Here is a 16490-nt window from a genome sequence, read left to right as displayed (position 1 = left end):
CTGCTATACCCCTTTAATTGGAATTGTAGCGTTAGCTTGTTTTAATATAACGCTATAAATTTGTGAATCTAGCTTTGTAACTGTGCCGTATGGGAATGAACCGGTTTTCAATTTTTTCCCTTCTTCCACACGTATAATCGTTGCAGTGTGGTTTGGTAATCCTTTATATGCAATGTGAACAGCATCATCTTCATAAGAAACAGCTAAATCACCAGTTTGATAAATTTTCATGGAAGCAGTTGCTTCACTTTGTGTCATACTTTTTATATAAGGATATCTTTCTCGGATTTCTTTAATTGTCGTTTTATAAGCTTTAAATAATTCTTCCCACGTTAAATTACCCGAACGTTTTTCATCAAGGATATCATCTGGATGGACGAAATGTGAGATAACCCCTAAATTTGCAGTAACATCAGCTAAAATAAATTGTTCTTCATCTGAAATAGCATAGCCACTCGTAATACGTGGGAAGTGATAAATATTTTTGTTGTGCTCGTCTGGTCCAAATTCTTGAATTAAACTGCCGTTACTTTTACTTCCCACATATAGAGAAGCAACTGTTTCCATAGTTGGAACTGCGTCGTTTAATGCACTTAATCCAGTTGTATTTATAATATTGGATGGTGGTACATAGGTTTTTAGTTTTTCGTTTGGAAAGAAGTTATACACGAGTTTTTGTAAAGCATCTAAGGATCTCTCCATGTCCTCTTTTGAATTCCATGGAACATATTCAAGTGCTTTATCTACTGGGTCTGGTGGTAATAATAAAGGTTGATGGTTATAGCCATGAATACCGATTTCTCCACCGTGACTTAATAATTCTCTCCCAAATAATAAATAGGTATTTCTATTTTTGCCTGTGAAATTTTCAAAAGGTGGCGTTACTTTATTTTGGTATGTCCCAATTGCAACCCCCGTATATTTAATATCAAGCTCTTCAGAGATATCCTTCATATTTTTCCACCAATGTTTTTTATAAAATTCTTCAACAGAAATTTTTTCTGTTGTTAAGTTTTTTAGTTCTCCACTTGGAATTGGAGATGGGAAGTCATCGATATACATAATCTCCGCTCCAAGTTGTACTGTAGCGAAAGTCGGGAAAATAGTACCCAGTGATTGAACGAACATACCTCTACCTAATTTATCGTTCAATGCTGTTGTATTCCAATATAAGACTTTTCCTTCACCGTAGTCATTGGTCCAAAGGATGGGAGTATCTTCTGCAGTAATCCAAGTATTAGTTGTATTCTCATCTAGCGTAATATTCATTGAGCTATGAGTGAACAATGGAGAAGAACTTGAGAGATCAGGATAACCAGGGAATAAAACTTCTTCAAAGGTTAATCCTTTCACATCTTTGAAGCCTTCTTTTTTTGTAATACCAAATAATGTGTTCCAGGAAGGATCTGAATCAAGTCGGTTTGCGATAATAATCCTTCCGCCCATTCGTACAAAATTTTGAATATCAGCTTGTGGAAGTTGCGTCATTATTTCACCTGTAATAATAATTCCTGTATAGGGAGAGGGAGTAAGTCCCTTAATTTCATTAGCTGTAATATCTTTATAGTGTAGGTGTGCGTAATCCATTGCTTTTTTCGTATTAAATTCGACTTGTTGCCCTAATGTATTATCCGTTTTTAAAACGTATAATTGCATTTTTTGTCCATTTTGGGCTACATCTTTTGCTTTGAGCGTTTTAACAGTATCTGTTTCTTTAGTTTTAGGAACAGAAAACTTTTGATAGAAATTTTCTGTTCGATATATAAGGATAGATATAATTAAGAGAAATAAAATGATACTAACAATTCCGATATATATATTAATCCCCTTTTTCAATGTGTGCGCCTCCAAACTGCCTTACAAATAATTGATATTTACGCGGTAGTATATGAACTCTTTTTGCAGATGCTAGATTATTGATTAAGTTATAGAGCTCGTCCCATAACTTTTGTTCATAATATATTTCAAGTAACCCAACGTAACCGTAATATGATTCAGGATAGAAATGAATAAGATTTAAAAATTGTTCTTCAGACTTTGCATATTGTTTTGTATGTAGAAACAGATTTCCAAGGTGGAAAGGATAAAGAGGTTCAGTAGGGAATAGTTCTACACTTTGTGTAATAAAATTCATAAATTCGGCGATTATTTTTTCCTTTTGCTGATTAGAAAGAAGACCACTGTCTATATATCTTAAATAGTTAGAAACCAACTCTTTTGCAATTTCATTTTGTGGATTTTGTAGAAATTGCTTATTTAAGTATTCGATCTGTTTTTCGTACCTTTCATTTAGTAAATTAATAGTAGTTGCTGCGTAATGTACAGTTTCAGGATCTTTATGATGAATGGCTTCTTTCAATAAGCCTCCTTCATTGGAAATAGGGGAGGAGCTTAACTGTACAATGAGTTGTTTATGTAATTCAGGCTTATCTAGTTCTAATCCAGAAGAAAATGAAATTAGATCCATATCTTGTTTTGCTGATGCTAAAATATCTTCATAATGATCAACTTGAAAGGAAACATACTCAGAGTATTGCTGTAACCACTCGGTCTTGGAGCGTCTTATATTCAGTAATAACATGATTGCTGATACAATAAGTCCGACAAGCGGGAAAAGGAGAGAGATAATCAAGCAAAACTCAATAATTCCTTTCTTATCTTCAGTAATCAAACCTTTCGTAAATCGAAATAAAAGAAAAACCAAAATAGCATAAATAAAGTAAAGAAGGAGTAAAATCATTAGCATACCACTCCTTTAGAAGAAAGAGCGTTTTGTATACGAGTTTGGACTGGTAATAAAAACTTTTCTTCAGTGCCAGGTAATAGAATCATAACTTTTTGTTTGGTCGTGCTATAACCGAATATATCGATATCACGCAAATGATCTTTTAAAATAGAATTTATCATTTCTAAAGAATCTTGTGGAACAGTAAATTCAAAATAGGAATATGGATAAGATAATGTTTCGTACCGTTTCTTTTCTATTTTTAGTAAATGTTCAAATTCATCTTCATAATAAATACTCGTTTTAGGGAATGTACGATCCTCTTGACTTGATAGCCAAAGATTAGAAGCGTTTTGTAAACGATCACCCATCCAGCGCAAATACCATGTGAAAAGTTCGAATTGCTCAGAAGTTACTTTTGAAAATTCAATTTCGTCTAATATAATGACGTATTGTACATCATCTTGGAATAGGACGGGACCAACTAAAAGTGGAGCGTCTTGAAAATCCTCTTCTGTACGGAAAAAAGGTCGATTATGCGCTAGAGCGTTTTTGATGACTAGCGAAGCATTTTTAACAAAAATGGATTGAGGTAAGGTATTTTTACCAGTTTCTGCTCTTAATTTAATACGAAGTGATTGTTTATTGTTATCGACGTGATAGATACCAATTTTTTTTGCTCCGAAATACATTTTTAATACATTTATTCCCTCATCGAGTACAATTTCAGGATGTGTATGATTTAAAGCTTTAAACATATGATACATTTTAGATAAGTGATTATTTGATTCAAGTACACGAGAACGTAGTGTAATACGTGTTTCATCCAATTGTTTCACAACATATTTTAATTCTTTATTTTCGGCTTTTAGCTCATTATTTATCATATGTACATCTTCATACCGTTCTTTTTGTGCAGTACTCATTAGTCCACAACATAAACTAATAACAAGTAAGAAAATCCAATTAATCCAGTAATCTAATGAATAAAAGTACAGTAATATATCATCTTCTTTATATATACCGCTTATAAAAATATAAATCATTGCTTCTAGAAAGGTGAAAAGGGCGATAGATATGCCATACCGGCTAGAAATAATTAATGTAATAAATAAGAGTAAGAAGTATTCATACGTTGGTGTTAGAAAATCAGTTAGTATTGAGAGAAAAAATAGAGCAATAAAGAGAATCGTAGGTTCAATCATTTTTTGTAATAAATTAGATTGTCTATAGTGCATAAAAAATCCCTTCTTTCGTTTGCAAATTTAATTTTGAGGAATAGTACACTGAAATAAAATACATAATTTAAAAGAATTATTTTAAAATATATAAAGCCCAAATCATTTTATCAACAGAGATGTAGTAAATTCAAGTGAAATAAATTCTAATTTTTGTTAATGTATTGTATTTATTGGGATTTTTTATTAAATATCGAGCTTGAAAAAATGTAAAATGTTATTGTATTACTATACTTGTATTAATATATAAAATGATAAAAAATTACAGTTTTATAGGGGGTAATATTATTATGGAGTGGAAACGTTCCATGTACTTTTTAGCTATATTTTCTTTTATTTTTTCCTCAAGTACATCCGCCCAAGCAAATGTCGTGGAACCAGTTTTAAAAAATGTACGAAGTTATAAAATTTATTATGGTGAAGCAAATGAGCAAGTAATTGAGGGACTTTCAAAGTATGACATGGTCATTATAGAGCCATATGCATTTACGAAAGAGCAAGTTCAGCAATTAAAAAAATCCGGAACAGTAGTCCTTGGGTATGTTAGTGTTTTAGAATTAGAATCGTGGCATAAATCGCAAGTAGTTGAATCAGACTATTATTATCGAGACGGTAAGAAAATGAAGATTGAGCAGTGGGATACATATATTATGAATTTAGCTGATGAACATTACCGGCGGATTGTTGTAAATAAAGTGAAACAGCAAGTTATTGGAAAAGGAATAGACGGTGTGTTTTTAGATACCGCTGGTGATATTGATGACTATTTTTATGATCAGCCAGTTACACAAGGGAAATTTCGCGAAGCATATGTAAATTTATTAAAAGAAATAAAAGGTGTTGATTCTGATTTGCTTCTTATACAGAATTGGGGATTTGACACAATCAAAAATACATCCTTGAATTTTATACATGGTGTATTGTGGGAGGACTTCAATAAACAAGTTATTACGAAAGATGAATGGAGTCAAAATTGGATGCGCTATTTTAAACAACAAAGTAATAAGATTGTAACGTTTACCGTTACTCCAAATACCGTATCTAAAAAATATAGTTCTATAAATGGATTTATTCCTACAATTAATCCGAATGATATTTATGATAAATAGCAATTATTAGGGATGAGAAACTATCAATATTGACTATGAAAGTTTAGGTCAGTATACGATTATCTTATAAAGATGAATGTATTACTGACTAGCTCATTTTATAATATTCCATGTTAGAAATTAGTAGAATAAGATAGAAAAAGTGCATTATCCTATTAATTTTTATAGAAATAAAAAACGTGATATTTAAAATAACATCAATACTTGTGTCATGGTTAGAGTACGTTTATAATCAAGGAATCCTATTAATGTTCTGATAGGGTTATTTATGATTGAAAGCGTTTTAAATTTGGCGTTCTTCAAGGTAGGAAGTCTGACCTATTTAGATTAAAAATTATGTATGTAGTTTGAAATAGGAAGAAAAATAATAAAGAATCACTTTATATTGTGGGGAGGTTAAAAGTGTGAAAGAGAAAGAATTTCACACGAATACATATGGGTTACGTAGGATTATTACTTTCGGGTGCAGCTTTATTTTTAAATAGTCTTGTTATATTAGGAAAAGCAGAGATGAAAAGTGCAGGTGTTTTTAATTTATTTGTGGGTGCACTACAAATTATTATTCCGTTCTATTTAATCATGATTTCTGATCAAAGCAATTGGACGGTATATTCATATGCAGCTACTTTTTTATTCGGATTAACCTATTTATATGTAGGTGTTACTTTTATAAAAGGAATGGATAGTAGCGGTCTAGGTTGGTTTTGTATTTGGGTAGCAATTATTGCTTTATTTTATATGATTGTTTCATTTGTTCAATTCCACGATGTTGTGAATGCGTTAACGTGGTTTATGTGGGCATTACTTTGGTATTTATTCTTTGTATTAAATACACAAAAAAAGAACATCAATCAATATCTTGGAAGGATTGCCTTCGTACAATCATGGGTAACATTGACGTTACCTTCACTCTTTTATTTTATGGGAGTATGGGGAGAGGGGTTCGTATATGAATTATGGGTTTATGTATCTGTAATTTCTATTTTATACTTCTGTTATTGTATTTATAAATATCGAGTACGTTAATATATTTTTTGTAGAAAAGCATGGAATCGTTAAACGAGTTCCATGCTTTTTATATGTTAGCATTTATAATAGAGAGGTAGTATTTTACAATTTATCGAAATGGGGATGATAAAGTTGAAAAAAGTATTGGTGCTAGGGGGAACAAGATTTTTTGGTAAACATTTAGTAGAAGCACTTTTGCAAGATGGGCACGATGTAACGATTGCGACGAGAGGAATTACGGAAGATTCTTTTGGGAGTAGAGTAAAAAGACTTATTGTAGATAGAGAAGATGAAAAACAACTAGCAGAGCGTCTAGCAGATAAAAGTTATGATATTGTATACGATAATTTATGCTATAGCTCAAACGCAGCGAAGATAATATGTGAAGTGTTACGAGGGAAAACGACAAAATACGTTATGACATCTTCAATGGCTGTCTATGAACCAGCACTAAGTTTATCAGAAGAGGACTTCGATCCGTACGAGTATGCAATTGCGTATGGAGATAGGAATGACTTCAATTATGGTGAAGGAAAGAGGTTAGCCGAAGCAGTTGTATTTCAACAAGCAACATTTCCAGTTGTTGCAGTTCGTTTTCCAGTTGTTATTGGAGAAAACGATTATACGAAAAGGTTACAATTTTACGTTGAACATATTGTGAGAGAAGAACCTGTCGCAGTGAATCATCTAGATGGAAAATTGTCGTTTATACATGAAGAAGAAGCTGGGGAATTTTTAGCTTGGTGCGGGATGAAAGACATAGAAGGGCCAATTAATGCTTGTAGCAACGGGGTAGTTTCTACTCGGGAAATTATTCATTTTATAGAAGAAAATACGGGAATAAAATCACTCATTCAAGAAGTAGGAGATCATGTAGCACCTTATAATGAAGTGACTAATTGTACATTACATAATAGAAAAGCTAATGAATTAGGATTCCCGTTCCGAGGGTTGAAAATAGAAATAGAAAAAGTATTATGTTATTACATACATGCAATGAAATAATCATAAATCCCCCGGTGGCAATCCGGGGGATTCTGGAGGATTTCGACAATACTAATTTTACATTACCAAACTTACCTTATACGCACGACTAATGTTTTTGTGATTGAATTGCTTGTAAATACTTTTCATTTACCCGGTCCCAGTTCACTGTATGCCACCAGTTGGTAACAAATTCTGGGCGACGATTTTGGTACTTTAAATAATAGGCATGTTCCCATACATCAATGACAAGTAATGGAATTTTGCCTTCTTGCAAAGGTGTATCTTGATTAGGTGTACTCATTACAGTAAGTTCTTCACCATCAAGGACAAGCCATCCATAACCACTTCCAAAACGGCTAATTGCTGCTTTAGACAGTTGATCTTTTAAGTTGTCAAAGGTATTGAAATAATAATCAATTACTTTTGCAACGTCTCCATTAGGCTCGCCGCCACCCCGTGGGCTCATTACTTCCCAAAAAAGACTATGACAATAATGTCCACCACCGTTATTTCTGACAGCTGTAACAATTTCCTTTGGTAAAGCTTCTAAATTACATAGTAACTCTTCTAAAGATTTATTATGTAATTCCGAATAGTTTTCTAATGCGGCATTCAAATTATTTACGTATGTCGCATGGTGCTTTCCATGATGAATAGAAAGTGTATTGCTATCGATATATGGCTCTAGTTCATCATAGTCATATGAAAGCTTTGGCAATTGAAATGAAGACATGACATTTCCTCCTTTCTCTCTAAAAGTTGGTCTAGGTAAAAATAATTTACCTGAGTAAAAAATACACCTATTTTTCATGAAAGTCAATAGTAATCTCTTAATTTTCTGAAAGATAGTACAATAAAAGTAACACTTCGACTTTCGTTTGTGACTCTTATTCTTTTTGCTTATACTGTAAAGTAGTAACGTTTTGTTGAAATAGAAGGAGATCGCTTATGAGTAAAACGAAGCAATTAATAGAGGAAGCGAGTCATTTTATTACGATTTGCTATAAAGAGCTTAATAAAGAACAATTCATAGAAGAACGCATGAAAGAAATTCGAGTTGAAATAGAGAAGACGGGGACGTATGAACATACATTTGAAGAACTTGTTCACGGATCGCGAATGGCATGGCGCAATAGTAATCGATGTATCGGAAGACTATTTTGGAGTAAGATGCACATATTAGATGCACGTGAAGTAAATGATGAGGAAGGTGTATATAATGCATTAATTCATCATATTAAATATGCAACGAACGACGGAAAAGTGAAACCGACCATTACAATTTTTAAGCAATATCAAGGTGAAGAAAATAATATACGAATTTATAATCACCAATTGATTCGGTATGCAGGATATAAAACAGAAATGGGAGTGATTGGTGACTCTCATTCCGCTGTGTTTACAGATTTTTGTCAAGAACTTGGCTGGCAAGGAGAAGGTACGAATTTCGATGTATTGCCACTTGTGTTTTCTATAGATGGAAAAGCGCCTATATATAAAGAAATTCCGAAAGAAGAAGTAAAAGAGGTGCCAATTGAACACCCAGAATACCCAATTTCGTCACTTGGAGCAAAATGGTACGGAGTTCCAATGATTTCAGATATGCGCTTAGAAATTGGCGGTATTTCCTATACAGCAGCTCCGTTTAATGGATGGTATATGGGAACAGAGATTGGGGCACGTAACTTAGCGGATCATGATCGCTATAATTTACTTCCAGCAGTTGCGGAAATGATGGATTTGGATACATCGAGAAACGGTACGTTATGGAAAGATAAGGCATTAGTTGAATTAAACGTGGCGGTTTTACATTCCTTTAAAAAACAAGGAGTTAGTATTGTTGACCATCATACTGCGGCGCAACAATTTCAGCAATTTGAGAAGCAAGAAGCTGCTTGCGGTCGTGTTGTAACGGGCAATTGGGTGTGGCTCATTCCGCCGTTATCTCCAGCTACCACTCATATTTATCATAAACCGTATCCGAATGAAATTTTGAAGCCGAATTTTTTTCATAAATAGTTTGTAGTATAGGGCATTTTCTGTAAAAATATAATTTTTTTTTAACTACTGTTACGTAGCAAATGGAAGCCTTTACCCTCGGTTATTTTTGGAAGGAGCTTTTTGAACCAAGGAGTTCCTTATGTTATAATCAAATTTCTGTTTCGAAGACCTTATAGAAATATAAGGTCTTTTATTTTGCTTTTTTATGTAAGAGGAATAGAAATTTTCTTTTAAATAAGGGATTTAGCATATTTTTAGGGACAACATAAGTGTGTAGGAAATAGATAAATTATTATACTTATATAATCATTGTGTTTTGGGGGTAAACAATAAAACATAATAAAGTTGTTTTTTTAGATTGCTGAGGAAGGAGGAAGTGTAAATGAGGATGAAGAGTCGAAAAACGGATTGGCCTGTATTTCTTATTAGTGGTGGTTCGCTTTTATTATTTGTAATTGCGGTTTTCTTAAATAAAAATTATGTAGAGGGAGTCATTAATAGCAGTTTTGCAGCTTCAATTAAATATTTTGGTGCCTTCTGGCAAGTTTTATTAATTGGTACATTTATTGTTGCAATGTGTATGGCATTCTCGAAATATGGAAGAGTTAAACTTGGGGGATTAGAAAAACCTGAGATTAGTACGGCAAAGTGGCTTGCTATTATTATGTCGACATTACTTGCCGGAGGTGGCGTTTTTTGGGCAGCTGCAGAGCCAATGTACCACTTGATGACGGTGCCGCCGATACATGAAGGTATATCTGCTGGAACGAAAGAAGCAGTAATGCCTGCTTTAGCACAAAGTTATATGCATTGGGGTTTCTTGGCTTGGACGATTTTAGGTACAATCAGTGCGGTAGTTATGATGTATGGGCATTATCATAAAGGTATGCCGTTAAAACCTCGAACGCTTTTATATCCTATTTTTGGTGAGAAATTGCGAAAGAGTTTGCTTGGAACAATGATTGATGCATTTGCCATTATTGCGGTAGCTGCAGGGACGATTGGACCGATCGGATTTTTAGGCTTACAAGCAAGTTATGGCCTACAGGCATTGTTTAATATTCCTGATGTTTTTACTACTCAATTAGCAATTATTATTTGTGTAGTTGCGGTTTCTACTATATCTGCAGTAACAGGAATTAATAAAGGGATTCAAATTATAAGCGATTTAAATGTTAAATTAGCGATTTTATTAATGGTATTTGTATTATTATGTGGACCAGGTGGATTTATTATTGATTCGTTTGTATCTTCGTTTGGATTTTATATAAATGAATTTATTCCAATGAGCACATACCGCGGTGATACAGGTTGGTTAGGATCGTGGACAATCTTTTTCTGGGGATGGTTTATTGGATATGGACCGATGATGGCAATTTTAGTGAGCCGTATTTCAAGAGGAAGAACGATTCGAGAAATCATCGTTGCAATTGGAATTATTGCACCTATTATTACAACATTTTGGTTTACAATTCTGGGAGGATCAGGTGTGTTTTATGAATTAATGAAGCCTGGTTCTATTTCAAGCGCATTAAGTGAATCGGGTATGCCAGCTGCTATGATTGCAATTACAGAGCAACTGCCACTCTCTCATATTATTGGGCCGGCATTTCTTTTATTAACAATTTTATTTGTAGTGACAACAGGAGATTCAATGGCTTATTCGATTTCGATGGCAGTGACTGGAGATGGAGATCCTAGAATTAGCTTACGAATTTTTTGGTCGCTTATTATGGGAGCAGTTGCGGCAATTCTGTTATACATGGGTGAGGGAAGTATTAATGCCTTACAATCATTCATCGTAGTAACAGCTGTCCCGGTATCCATTCTGTTACTCCCAATGCTATGGCTAGCGCCTAAAGTTGCAGGGGAATTAGCATTAAAACAAGGTATTGTAAAAGAAGAAGAGAAAACTAGCTTTTTGTTCCAAAAAGCTAGTAAATCAAAATAAAGAATTGTATTTATATAAAAAGAGGAAGCATTTCATTTGAAATGCTTCCTCTTTATTATTTATTTAACTACTTTTCTCGAAGTGGATAGTACTCTGTACAGTTTCAATCTATTCTAATACTTTATCTTTCGTCTCTGGGACACATAGTAGCATTGTAATTAAACCGATTGGATAGATAATGAAGATAAGAGATAATGCGCCCATTAAATTACCACCTGCAGCAAGTAATCCGATAATAACAGGTCCAAAGCCAGCTAAACCACGTCCTGTACCGAAAATAAAGTTTTCTGCTGTAGAGCGAGCTTCAGCAGGATAGTTTTCAGCTAAAATTGCTCCGAATCCTCCCATCATGCCATTTGCGAAGAATCCAAGCAATGCGCTGCCCCATAACAATAATGTTGGATTTGTGAATAAGAAGAAGTAAATGAGACAGTATATAGTACCACCGACATAATAGATTGTAAAAGTTTGACGGCGACCAATTTTATCAGCTAGAATTCCAAAAATTGCAATTCCAATTAACATACCGATCGTAGAGATGAACATCCAACCACTAGCTTTTGCTAATGTATAGTTATATTTATTCGCTAAAATAGTTGGCATCCATGTAAAGATACCATAATATCCGAAGTTCTGGATGAATGACATAATAATAAGGCCAATAGTTGTTACTGTTACTTTTTTATTTGCAAATAGCTTTCGAAGTGGGAACTTTTTCATTTGTTTTAGTTGTTCAGCCTCAGTAGTTGTTAAACTGCCTTCAACCTCTTTTTGTAACAATTCTTTTTTGTATCGTTGTTTTTGTTCCCATATTTTCGGTTCACTTAAACTTTTTCGTACATAAACAGCTAATAAAGCGGGAATAAGTCCAAATAGGAAAACAGCTCTCCATCCAAAATGTGGGACGATAAATGCTGGAAGGAGTGAAGCTACTAGTACGCCAAATTGCCATCCAAGTGCAACAACAGATGTCGCCTTAGCACGCATTTCTTTAGACCATGTTTCAGTTACGATGGCCATTCCAATCCCGAATTCACCACCAACTCCCATCCCCACTAAAAAGCGAAGAATTAATAATTGCCAATAATCTGTTGCGAAATAAATAAGTGCTGTTGCGAGTGAAAATAGTAAGATTGTGAAGGCCATCGTACGGATACGCCCAAATAAATCAGCAATAAATCCAAATAAATAAGACCCAATTAGCATTCCTATTGTGGTAGCTAAAGTTAAGTTTCCACCTTCAACAGGGCTTAAATGAAATTCTTTTAAAATGTAGACGAGTACGAAAGATAAGAGCAACATATCTAAGCCTTCTGCTGCATATCCTAATGCAGACCCAAATAATGTTTTATATCTTTTCTCTTTCGTTTCCTCTGTTGTTGATTGTACACCAGTAGTGACGTTCATCATTACTCCCCCTTATTTTCTTCTACAGTCGCTATGGAAGAATAACAAAAGGCCTTCTCACCTGATATGATGAGAAGGCCAAAAAAACATACGTATTCCTAAAATAGGCCATACGTATAGTATATTCCGACTTCCTTCTCAACCTCACGGGGTTGGGTTAAAGGACTGTATTATATTACTTTATTTTTAGCACTCTTCTATTGGATTGTCAAATAGAGCGGGAATTGTTATGTGTAAAATATTGCAAAAGATATTTCATTCTTCTTGACGCCCACTTCATTATTTTCCGATAATAAAACTAACTCATATAAAAAGGAATGAATCACAGATGCTAAATTTAGTACTTATGATGATTGAACGTGTCGGGCTTATTGTTATTTTAGGGTTTTTACTTTCTCATATTAAAACGTTCAGGCGCCTTCTTCATAAGCAAGATGGGTATATAGATAAGCTTAAGCTTATTTGTATTTTTTCGGTGTTTACAATTGTAAGCAATTACACAGGAATTGAAATAGCAGGAAATACGATTATGAATGAAAATTGGCTACAGGGTGTTTCTTCATCGAGCACAATCGCGAATACACGTATTATGGGTGTTGGAATTAGTGGATTGCTTGGTGGCCCTATCGTCGGAATTGGAGTAGGATCAATTGCTGGTATTCACCGTTATATGCTTGGCGGGACGACTGCAATAAGTTGTGCAATTTCTTCAATTTTAGCGGGGGTTATAACAGGTTATATTGGATACATTTTTAAAAAGTATAATCGTACAATTACGCCTAAATTTTCAGCGGTTTTAAGTGTGTTTATCGTTTCTTTAGAAATGATTATGATCTTATTAATTGTAGAGGATGGAATGAGTATTGTGAAAACAATTGCGATACCAATGATCCTTGTAAATAGTTTTGGAAGTTTTATTTTACTTTCTATGATACAAGCTATATTGCGTCAGGAAGAGAACGCAAAGGCACTTCAGACTCATAAGGTATTACGTATTGCAGATAAAACGTTACCGTATTTTCGCCAAGGCTTAACAGAAGAATCGTGTAAGCATGTGGCACAAATTATTCACCGTTTTACAGGAACAGATGCGGTATCCTTAACAGATACAGAGAAAATATTAGCTCATGTTGGATTAGCATCAGATCACCATATTCCTTCACATAGTTTAATAACTGGTTTGTCGAAAGAAGTGTTACAAACAGGGAAAATAATGAAAGCAAAATCACGTGAGGTCATTAATTGTCAACATGAAGGATGCCCTTTGCAAGCGGCGATTGTTATTCCGCTAACTTCACATGGAAATACGATAGGGACATTAAAACTGTATTTCAAAAATCCTAACCAGTTAAGTCGTGTGGAAGAGGAATTAGCAGAAGGGTTAGCAAAAATATTCTCTACACAACTTGAATTAGGGGAAGCCGAGTTGCAAAGTAAATTATTGCAAGATGCGGAAATAAAGGCATTACAAGCACAAATTAACCCGCACTTTTTATTTAATGCGATTAATACAGTATCAGCTTTATGCCGAACAGATGTAGAGAAGGCAAGAAAGTTATTATTACAACTTAGCGTGTATTTCCGTTGTAATTTACAAGGCGCACGTCAGTTACTGATTCCACTAGAACAAGAATTAAACCATGTACAGGCATACCTATCGCTAGAACAAGCAAGGTTCCCAAATAAGTATGAAGTAAAGATGTATATGGAGGATGAGCTAAAGACAACTTTAGTACCACCATTTGTTCTTCAACTATTGGTTGAAAATGCGTTGCGACACGCTTTCCCGAAGAAGCAACCAGTGTGCGAAGTGGAAGTGCATGTTTTTGAAAAAGAGGGTATGGTTCATTTTGAAGTAAAAGATAATGGGCAAGGAATTGAGGAAGAACGTTTAGAACAATTAGGAAAGATGGTAGTTTCGTCCAAGAAAGGGACTGGAACAGCTTTATATAATATTAATGAACGTCTTATTGGGTTATTTGGAAAAGAAACGATGCTTCATATCGAAAGTAAATTAAACGAGGGGACAGAGATTACTTTTGTTATTCCAAAAAAAGTAGGGGAGGAAGAGCAGATTGTTAAAAGTACTAGTAGTTGATGATGAAATGTTAGCACGCGATGAACTAAAGTATTTATTAGAAAGAACGAAGGAAGTTGAGATAATTGGTGAGGCTGATTGTGTAGAGGATGCATTAGAAGAGCTAATGAAAAACAAACCAGATATTGTTTTCCTAGACATTCAGTTATCTGATGATAACGGATTTGAAATTGCGAATATATTAAAGAAGATGAAAAATCCACCTGCCATTGTATTTGCGACTGCCTATGATCAATACGCGTTGCAAGCATTTGAAGTAGATGCGTTAGACTATATTTTAAAGCCATTTGATGAAGAACGTATTGTACAAACATTAAAGAAGTATAAAAAACAAAAGCAGTCGCAAATAGAAACGAAGCAAGAAATAAAAGGGGCAGATGTAACGGCAGAGATGCATAAATTAGCATTACCAATTGAAGAATCAATTGTACTTGTAAATATTGAAGATATTATATATGTAGGGCTTGTGGATGGAAAAGTGACAGTAAAAACAATGAGGGACACATATATAACACACGATACACTTGTGATTTTGGAAAAGAAGTTGCCGCAAGCAAGTTTTATGCGTGTACATCGTAGCTTTATTGCAAATATTAATCATATTACTGAAATCCAGCCGTGGTTCAATTCTACGTATAATTTAATTATGAAAGAAGGATCAAAAGTACCTGTTAGTCGTACATATGCAAAAGAACTCAAGAAGCTGCTTCGTATTTAAGAAGCAGCTTTTGTATTTCATCCTTTTATATTTGTAACTGATTCTGTATATTTGACGTTCTGTTATGTAAACGCTTACCAAGGCGGGTATATCCTATACAATAAAGGTACCAAATCGAAAGAGGTGGCCAAAATGAGTACGAAAAAAGTATATAGTTTCTTATCACAAGCATTCATATTCTCAGCTATTATGTTAATTTCTAATATTATTGCAACACATTTACCAATTCCGATGCCTTCATCGGTAATCGGGTTAGTCATTTTATTTAGTCTATTATGTTTAAAGGTTATTAAATTGGAACAAGTTGAATCACTTGGAACAGCTTTAACAGGTATTATCGGATTCCTTTTCGTCCCATCAGGTATTTCGGTTATTAATTCTCTTGGTGTAATGGGACAATATTTTGTACAAATTTTAACTGTAATTGTTGTCGCGACAGTTATTTTACTCGCTGTAACAGGATTATTTGCACAATTTATTTTAGGAAAAGATGAAAAAGAAACAGAAGATACAAAAGAATTGAAAGTAGTAAATAAAGGACGCAAGCACGGAAAAGTTGCGTAACCATTTTAGTATATATTGTTAGGAGGGAATGAACATGGCAAGCACAATGACTCCATATTTCGGAATCGTCGTTTCATTAATCGCATACGGAATCGGAACATTATTATTCAAGCATTCAAAAGGGTTCTTCTTATTCACACCATTATTCGTAGCGATGGTATTAGGGATTGTCTTTTTAAAAGTAGGTAACTTTACTTTCGAAGAATATAATACTGGTGGAAAAATGATTAGCTTTTTCTTAGAGCCAGCAACAATCGCGTTTGCAATTCCATTATATAAACAAGTGGATAAGTTGAAAAAATATTGGTGGCAAATTTTATCAGCTATCGTGGTTGGATCTATTTGTTCAGTAATTGTCGTGTTCATTGTTGCAAAAGCAATTGGCCTAGATACAGCAGTAATGAATTCAATGTTACCACAAGCGGCAACAACAGCAATTGCGTTACCAATCTCTGAAAGTATTGGTGGTATACCAGCAATTACATCGTTTGCAGTAATCTTTAACGCAGTTATCGTATACGCATTAGGAGCGTTATTCTTAAAAACATTTAGAGTGAAACATCCAATTGCAAAAGGTTTAGCACTGGGAACAGCAGGTCATGCATTAGGAGTGGCAGTAGGAATTGAAATGGGTGAAGTAGAGGCAGCTATGGCAAGTATTGCTGTAACAGTAGTTGGAGTTGT

The 16490-nt window shown here is 34.2% G+C and carries 14 protein-coding genes; 9 read left to right on the top strand and 5 right to left on the bottom strand.

Annotated features, from left to right (window positions below; translation table 11 throughout):
• Nucleotides 1–3: 3 nt before the first annotated feature.
• From MR083_RS18515 to MR083_RS18505, 3 genes are read right to left on the bottom strand one after another with little or no spacing between them, the layout of a single operon-like run.
• Nucleotides 4–1836: a DUF2194 domain-containing protein gene (locus tag MR083_RS18515; RefSeq protein WP_242269695.1), complete on the bottom strand. Its 1833-nt coding sequence runs from the start codon at nt 1834–1836 to the stop codon at nt 4–6.
• Nucleotides 1820–2740 (bottom strand): tetratricopeptide repeat protein, encoded by a 921-nt coding sequence (locus MR083_RS18510; RefSeq protein ID WP_000601985.1) that lies wholly within the window; start codon nt 2738–2740, stop codon nt 1820–1822. Before MR083_RS18510 ends, MR083_RS18515 begins: the two co-directional genes overlap by 17 nt.
• Entirely contained in the window at nt 2740–3963 is a 1224-nt protein-coding gene (locus tag MR083_RS18505; RefSeq protein WP_000559343.1) for a GAF domain-containing protein, read from the bottom strand. Before MR083_RS18505 ends, MR083_RS18510 begins: the two co-directional genes overlap by 1 nt.
• 290 nt (nt 3964–4253) lie before the next feature.
• On the opposite strand from MR083_RS18505, the gene MR083_RS18500 reads away from it, so the two are divergent.
• The 3 genes from MR083_RS18500 (at nt 4254) to MR083_RS18490 (ending at nt 7085) form a co-directional block, all read left to right on the top strand.
• Nucleotides 4254–5072 carry an endo alpha-1,4 polygalactosaminidase gene (locus tag MR083_RS18500; RefSeq protein WP_000455000.1) on the top strand — a complete coding sequence of 273 codons (819 nt, stop codon included), beginning with the start codon at nt 4254–4256 and terminating at the stop codon, nt 5070–5072.
• Between the two features lie 435 nt (nt 5073–5507).
• On the top strand, nt 5508–6098 hold the full coding sequence (locus MR083_RS18495; RefSeq protein WP_000542562.1) for an AmiS/UreI family transporter: 591 nt from the start codon (nt 5508–5510) through the stop codon (nt 6096–6098).
• 105 nt (nt 6099–6203) lie between these two features.
• A complete protein-coding gene (locus MR083_RS18490) occupies nt 6204–7085 on the top strand; it encodes an NAD-dependent epimerase/dehydratase family protein (protein ID WP_242269694.1) in 882 nt (293 codons plus the stop codon).
• An 88-nt stretch (nt 7086–7173) separates the two neighbouring features.
• Here the strand turns inward: MR083_RS18490 and sodA are convergent, their stop codons facing one another.
• A complete protein-coding gene (gene sodA, locus MR083_RS18485; protein WP_000094046.1) occupies nt 7174–7800 on the bottom strand; it encodes a superoxide dismutase [Mn] in 627 nt (208 codons plus the stop codon).
• Nucleotides 7801–8015: 215 nt separating this feature from the next.
• On the opposite strand from sodA, the gene MR083_RS18480 reads away from it, so the two are divergent.
• Both MR083_RS18480 and MR083_RS18475 read left to right on the top strand, forming a co-directional pair.
• Nucleotides 8016–9086, top strand: a complete 1071-nt coding sequence (locus tag MR083_RS18480) for a nitric oxide synthase oxygenase (RefSeq protein ID WP_000047606.1) — start codon at nt 8016–8018, stop codon at nt 9084–9086.
• Between the two features lie 364 nt (nt 9087–9450).
• A complete protein-coding gene (locus MR083_RS18475; RefSeq protein ID WP_001242459.1) occupies nt 9451–11019 on the top strand; it encodes a BCCT family transporter in 1569 nt (522 codons plus the stop codon).
• Nucleotides 11020–11127: 108 nt separating this feature from the next.
• Here the strand turns inward: MR083_RS18475 and MR083_RS18470 are convergent, their stop codons facing one another.
• The gene (locus MR083_RS18470; RefSeq protein ID WP_242269693.1) at nt 11128–12426 is read right to left on the bottom strand and encodes an MFS transporter; all 1299 of its coding nucleotides are present in this window, start codon (nt 12424–12426) and stop codon (nt 11128–11130) included.
• Between the two features lie 328 nt (nt 12427–12754).
• Between MR083_RS18470 and lytS the strand changes: the two genes are divergently transcribed.
• The 4 genes from lytS to lrgB form a co-directional block, all read left to right on the top strand.
• Nucleotides 12755–14524, top strand: coding sequence for a two-component system sensor histidine kinase LytS (gene lytS, locus MR083_RS18465; RefSeq protein WP_242269692.1), 1770 nt, complete (start codon nt 12755–12757; stop codon nt 14522–14524).
• Complete coding sequence (locus tag MR083_RS18460; protein ID WP_000921835.1) at nt 14502–15242, top strand: LytR/AlgR family response regulator transcription factor; 741 nt, start codon at nt 14502–14504, stop codon at nt 15240–15242. The genes lytS and MR083_RS18460 overlap by 23 nt, the downstream gene beginning before the upstream one ends.
• Before the next feature lie 132 nt (nt 15243–15374).
• Nucleotides 15375–15806, top strand: a complete 432-nt coding sequence (gene lrgA / locus MR083_RS18455) for an antiholin-like murein hydrolase modulator LrgA (protein WP_000104901.1) — start codon at nt 15375–15377, stop codon at nt 15804–15806.
• Between the two features lie 34 nt (nt 15807–15840).
• A partial coding sequence (lrgB, locus tag MR083_RS18450; protein ID WP_242269691.1) for an antiholin-like protein LrgB occupies nt 15841–16490 on the top strand: 650 nt, incomplete at its 3' end.

Source organism: Bacillus cereus group sp. BfR-BA-01408 (genome assembly GCF_022663305.1).
GTDB lineage: Bacteria > Bacillota > Bacilli > Bacillales > Bacillaceae_G > Bacillus_A > Bacillus_A pacificus.
This window is presented reverse-complemented; position numbering and strand designations above follow the sequence as displayed.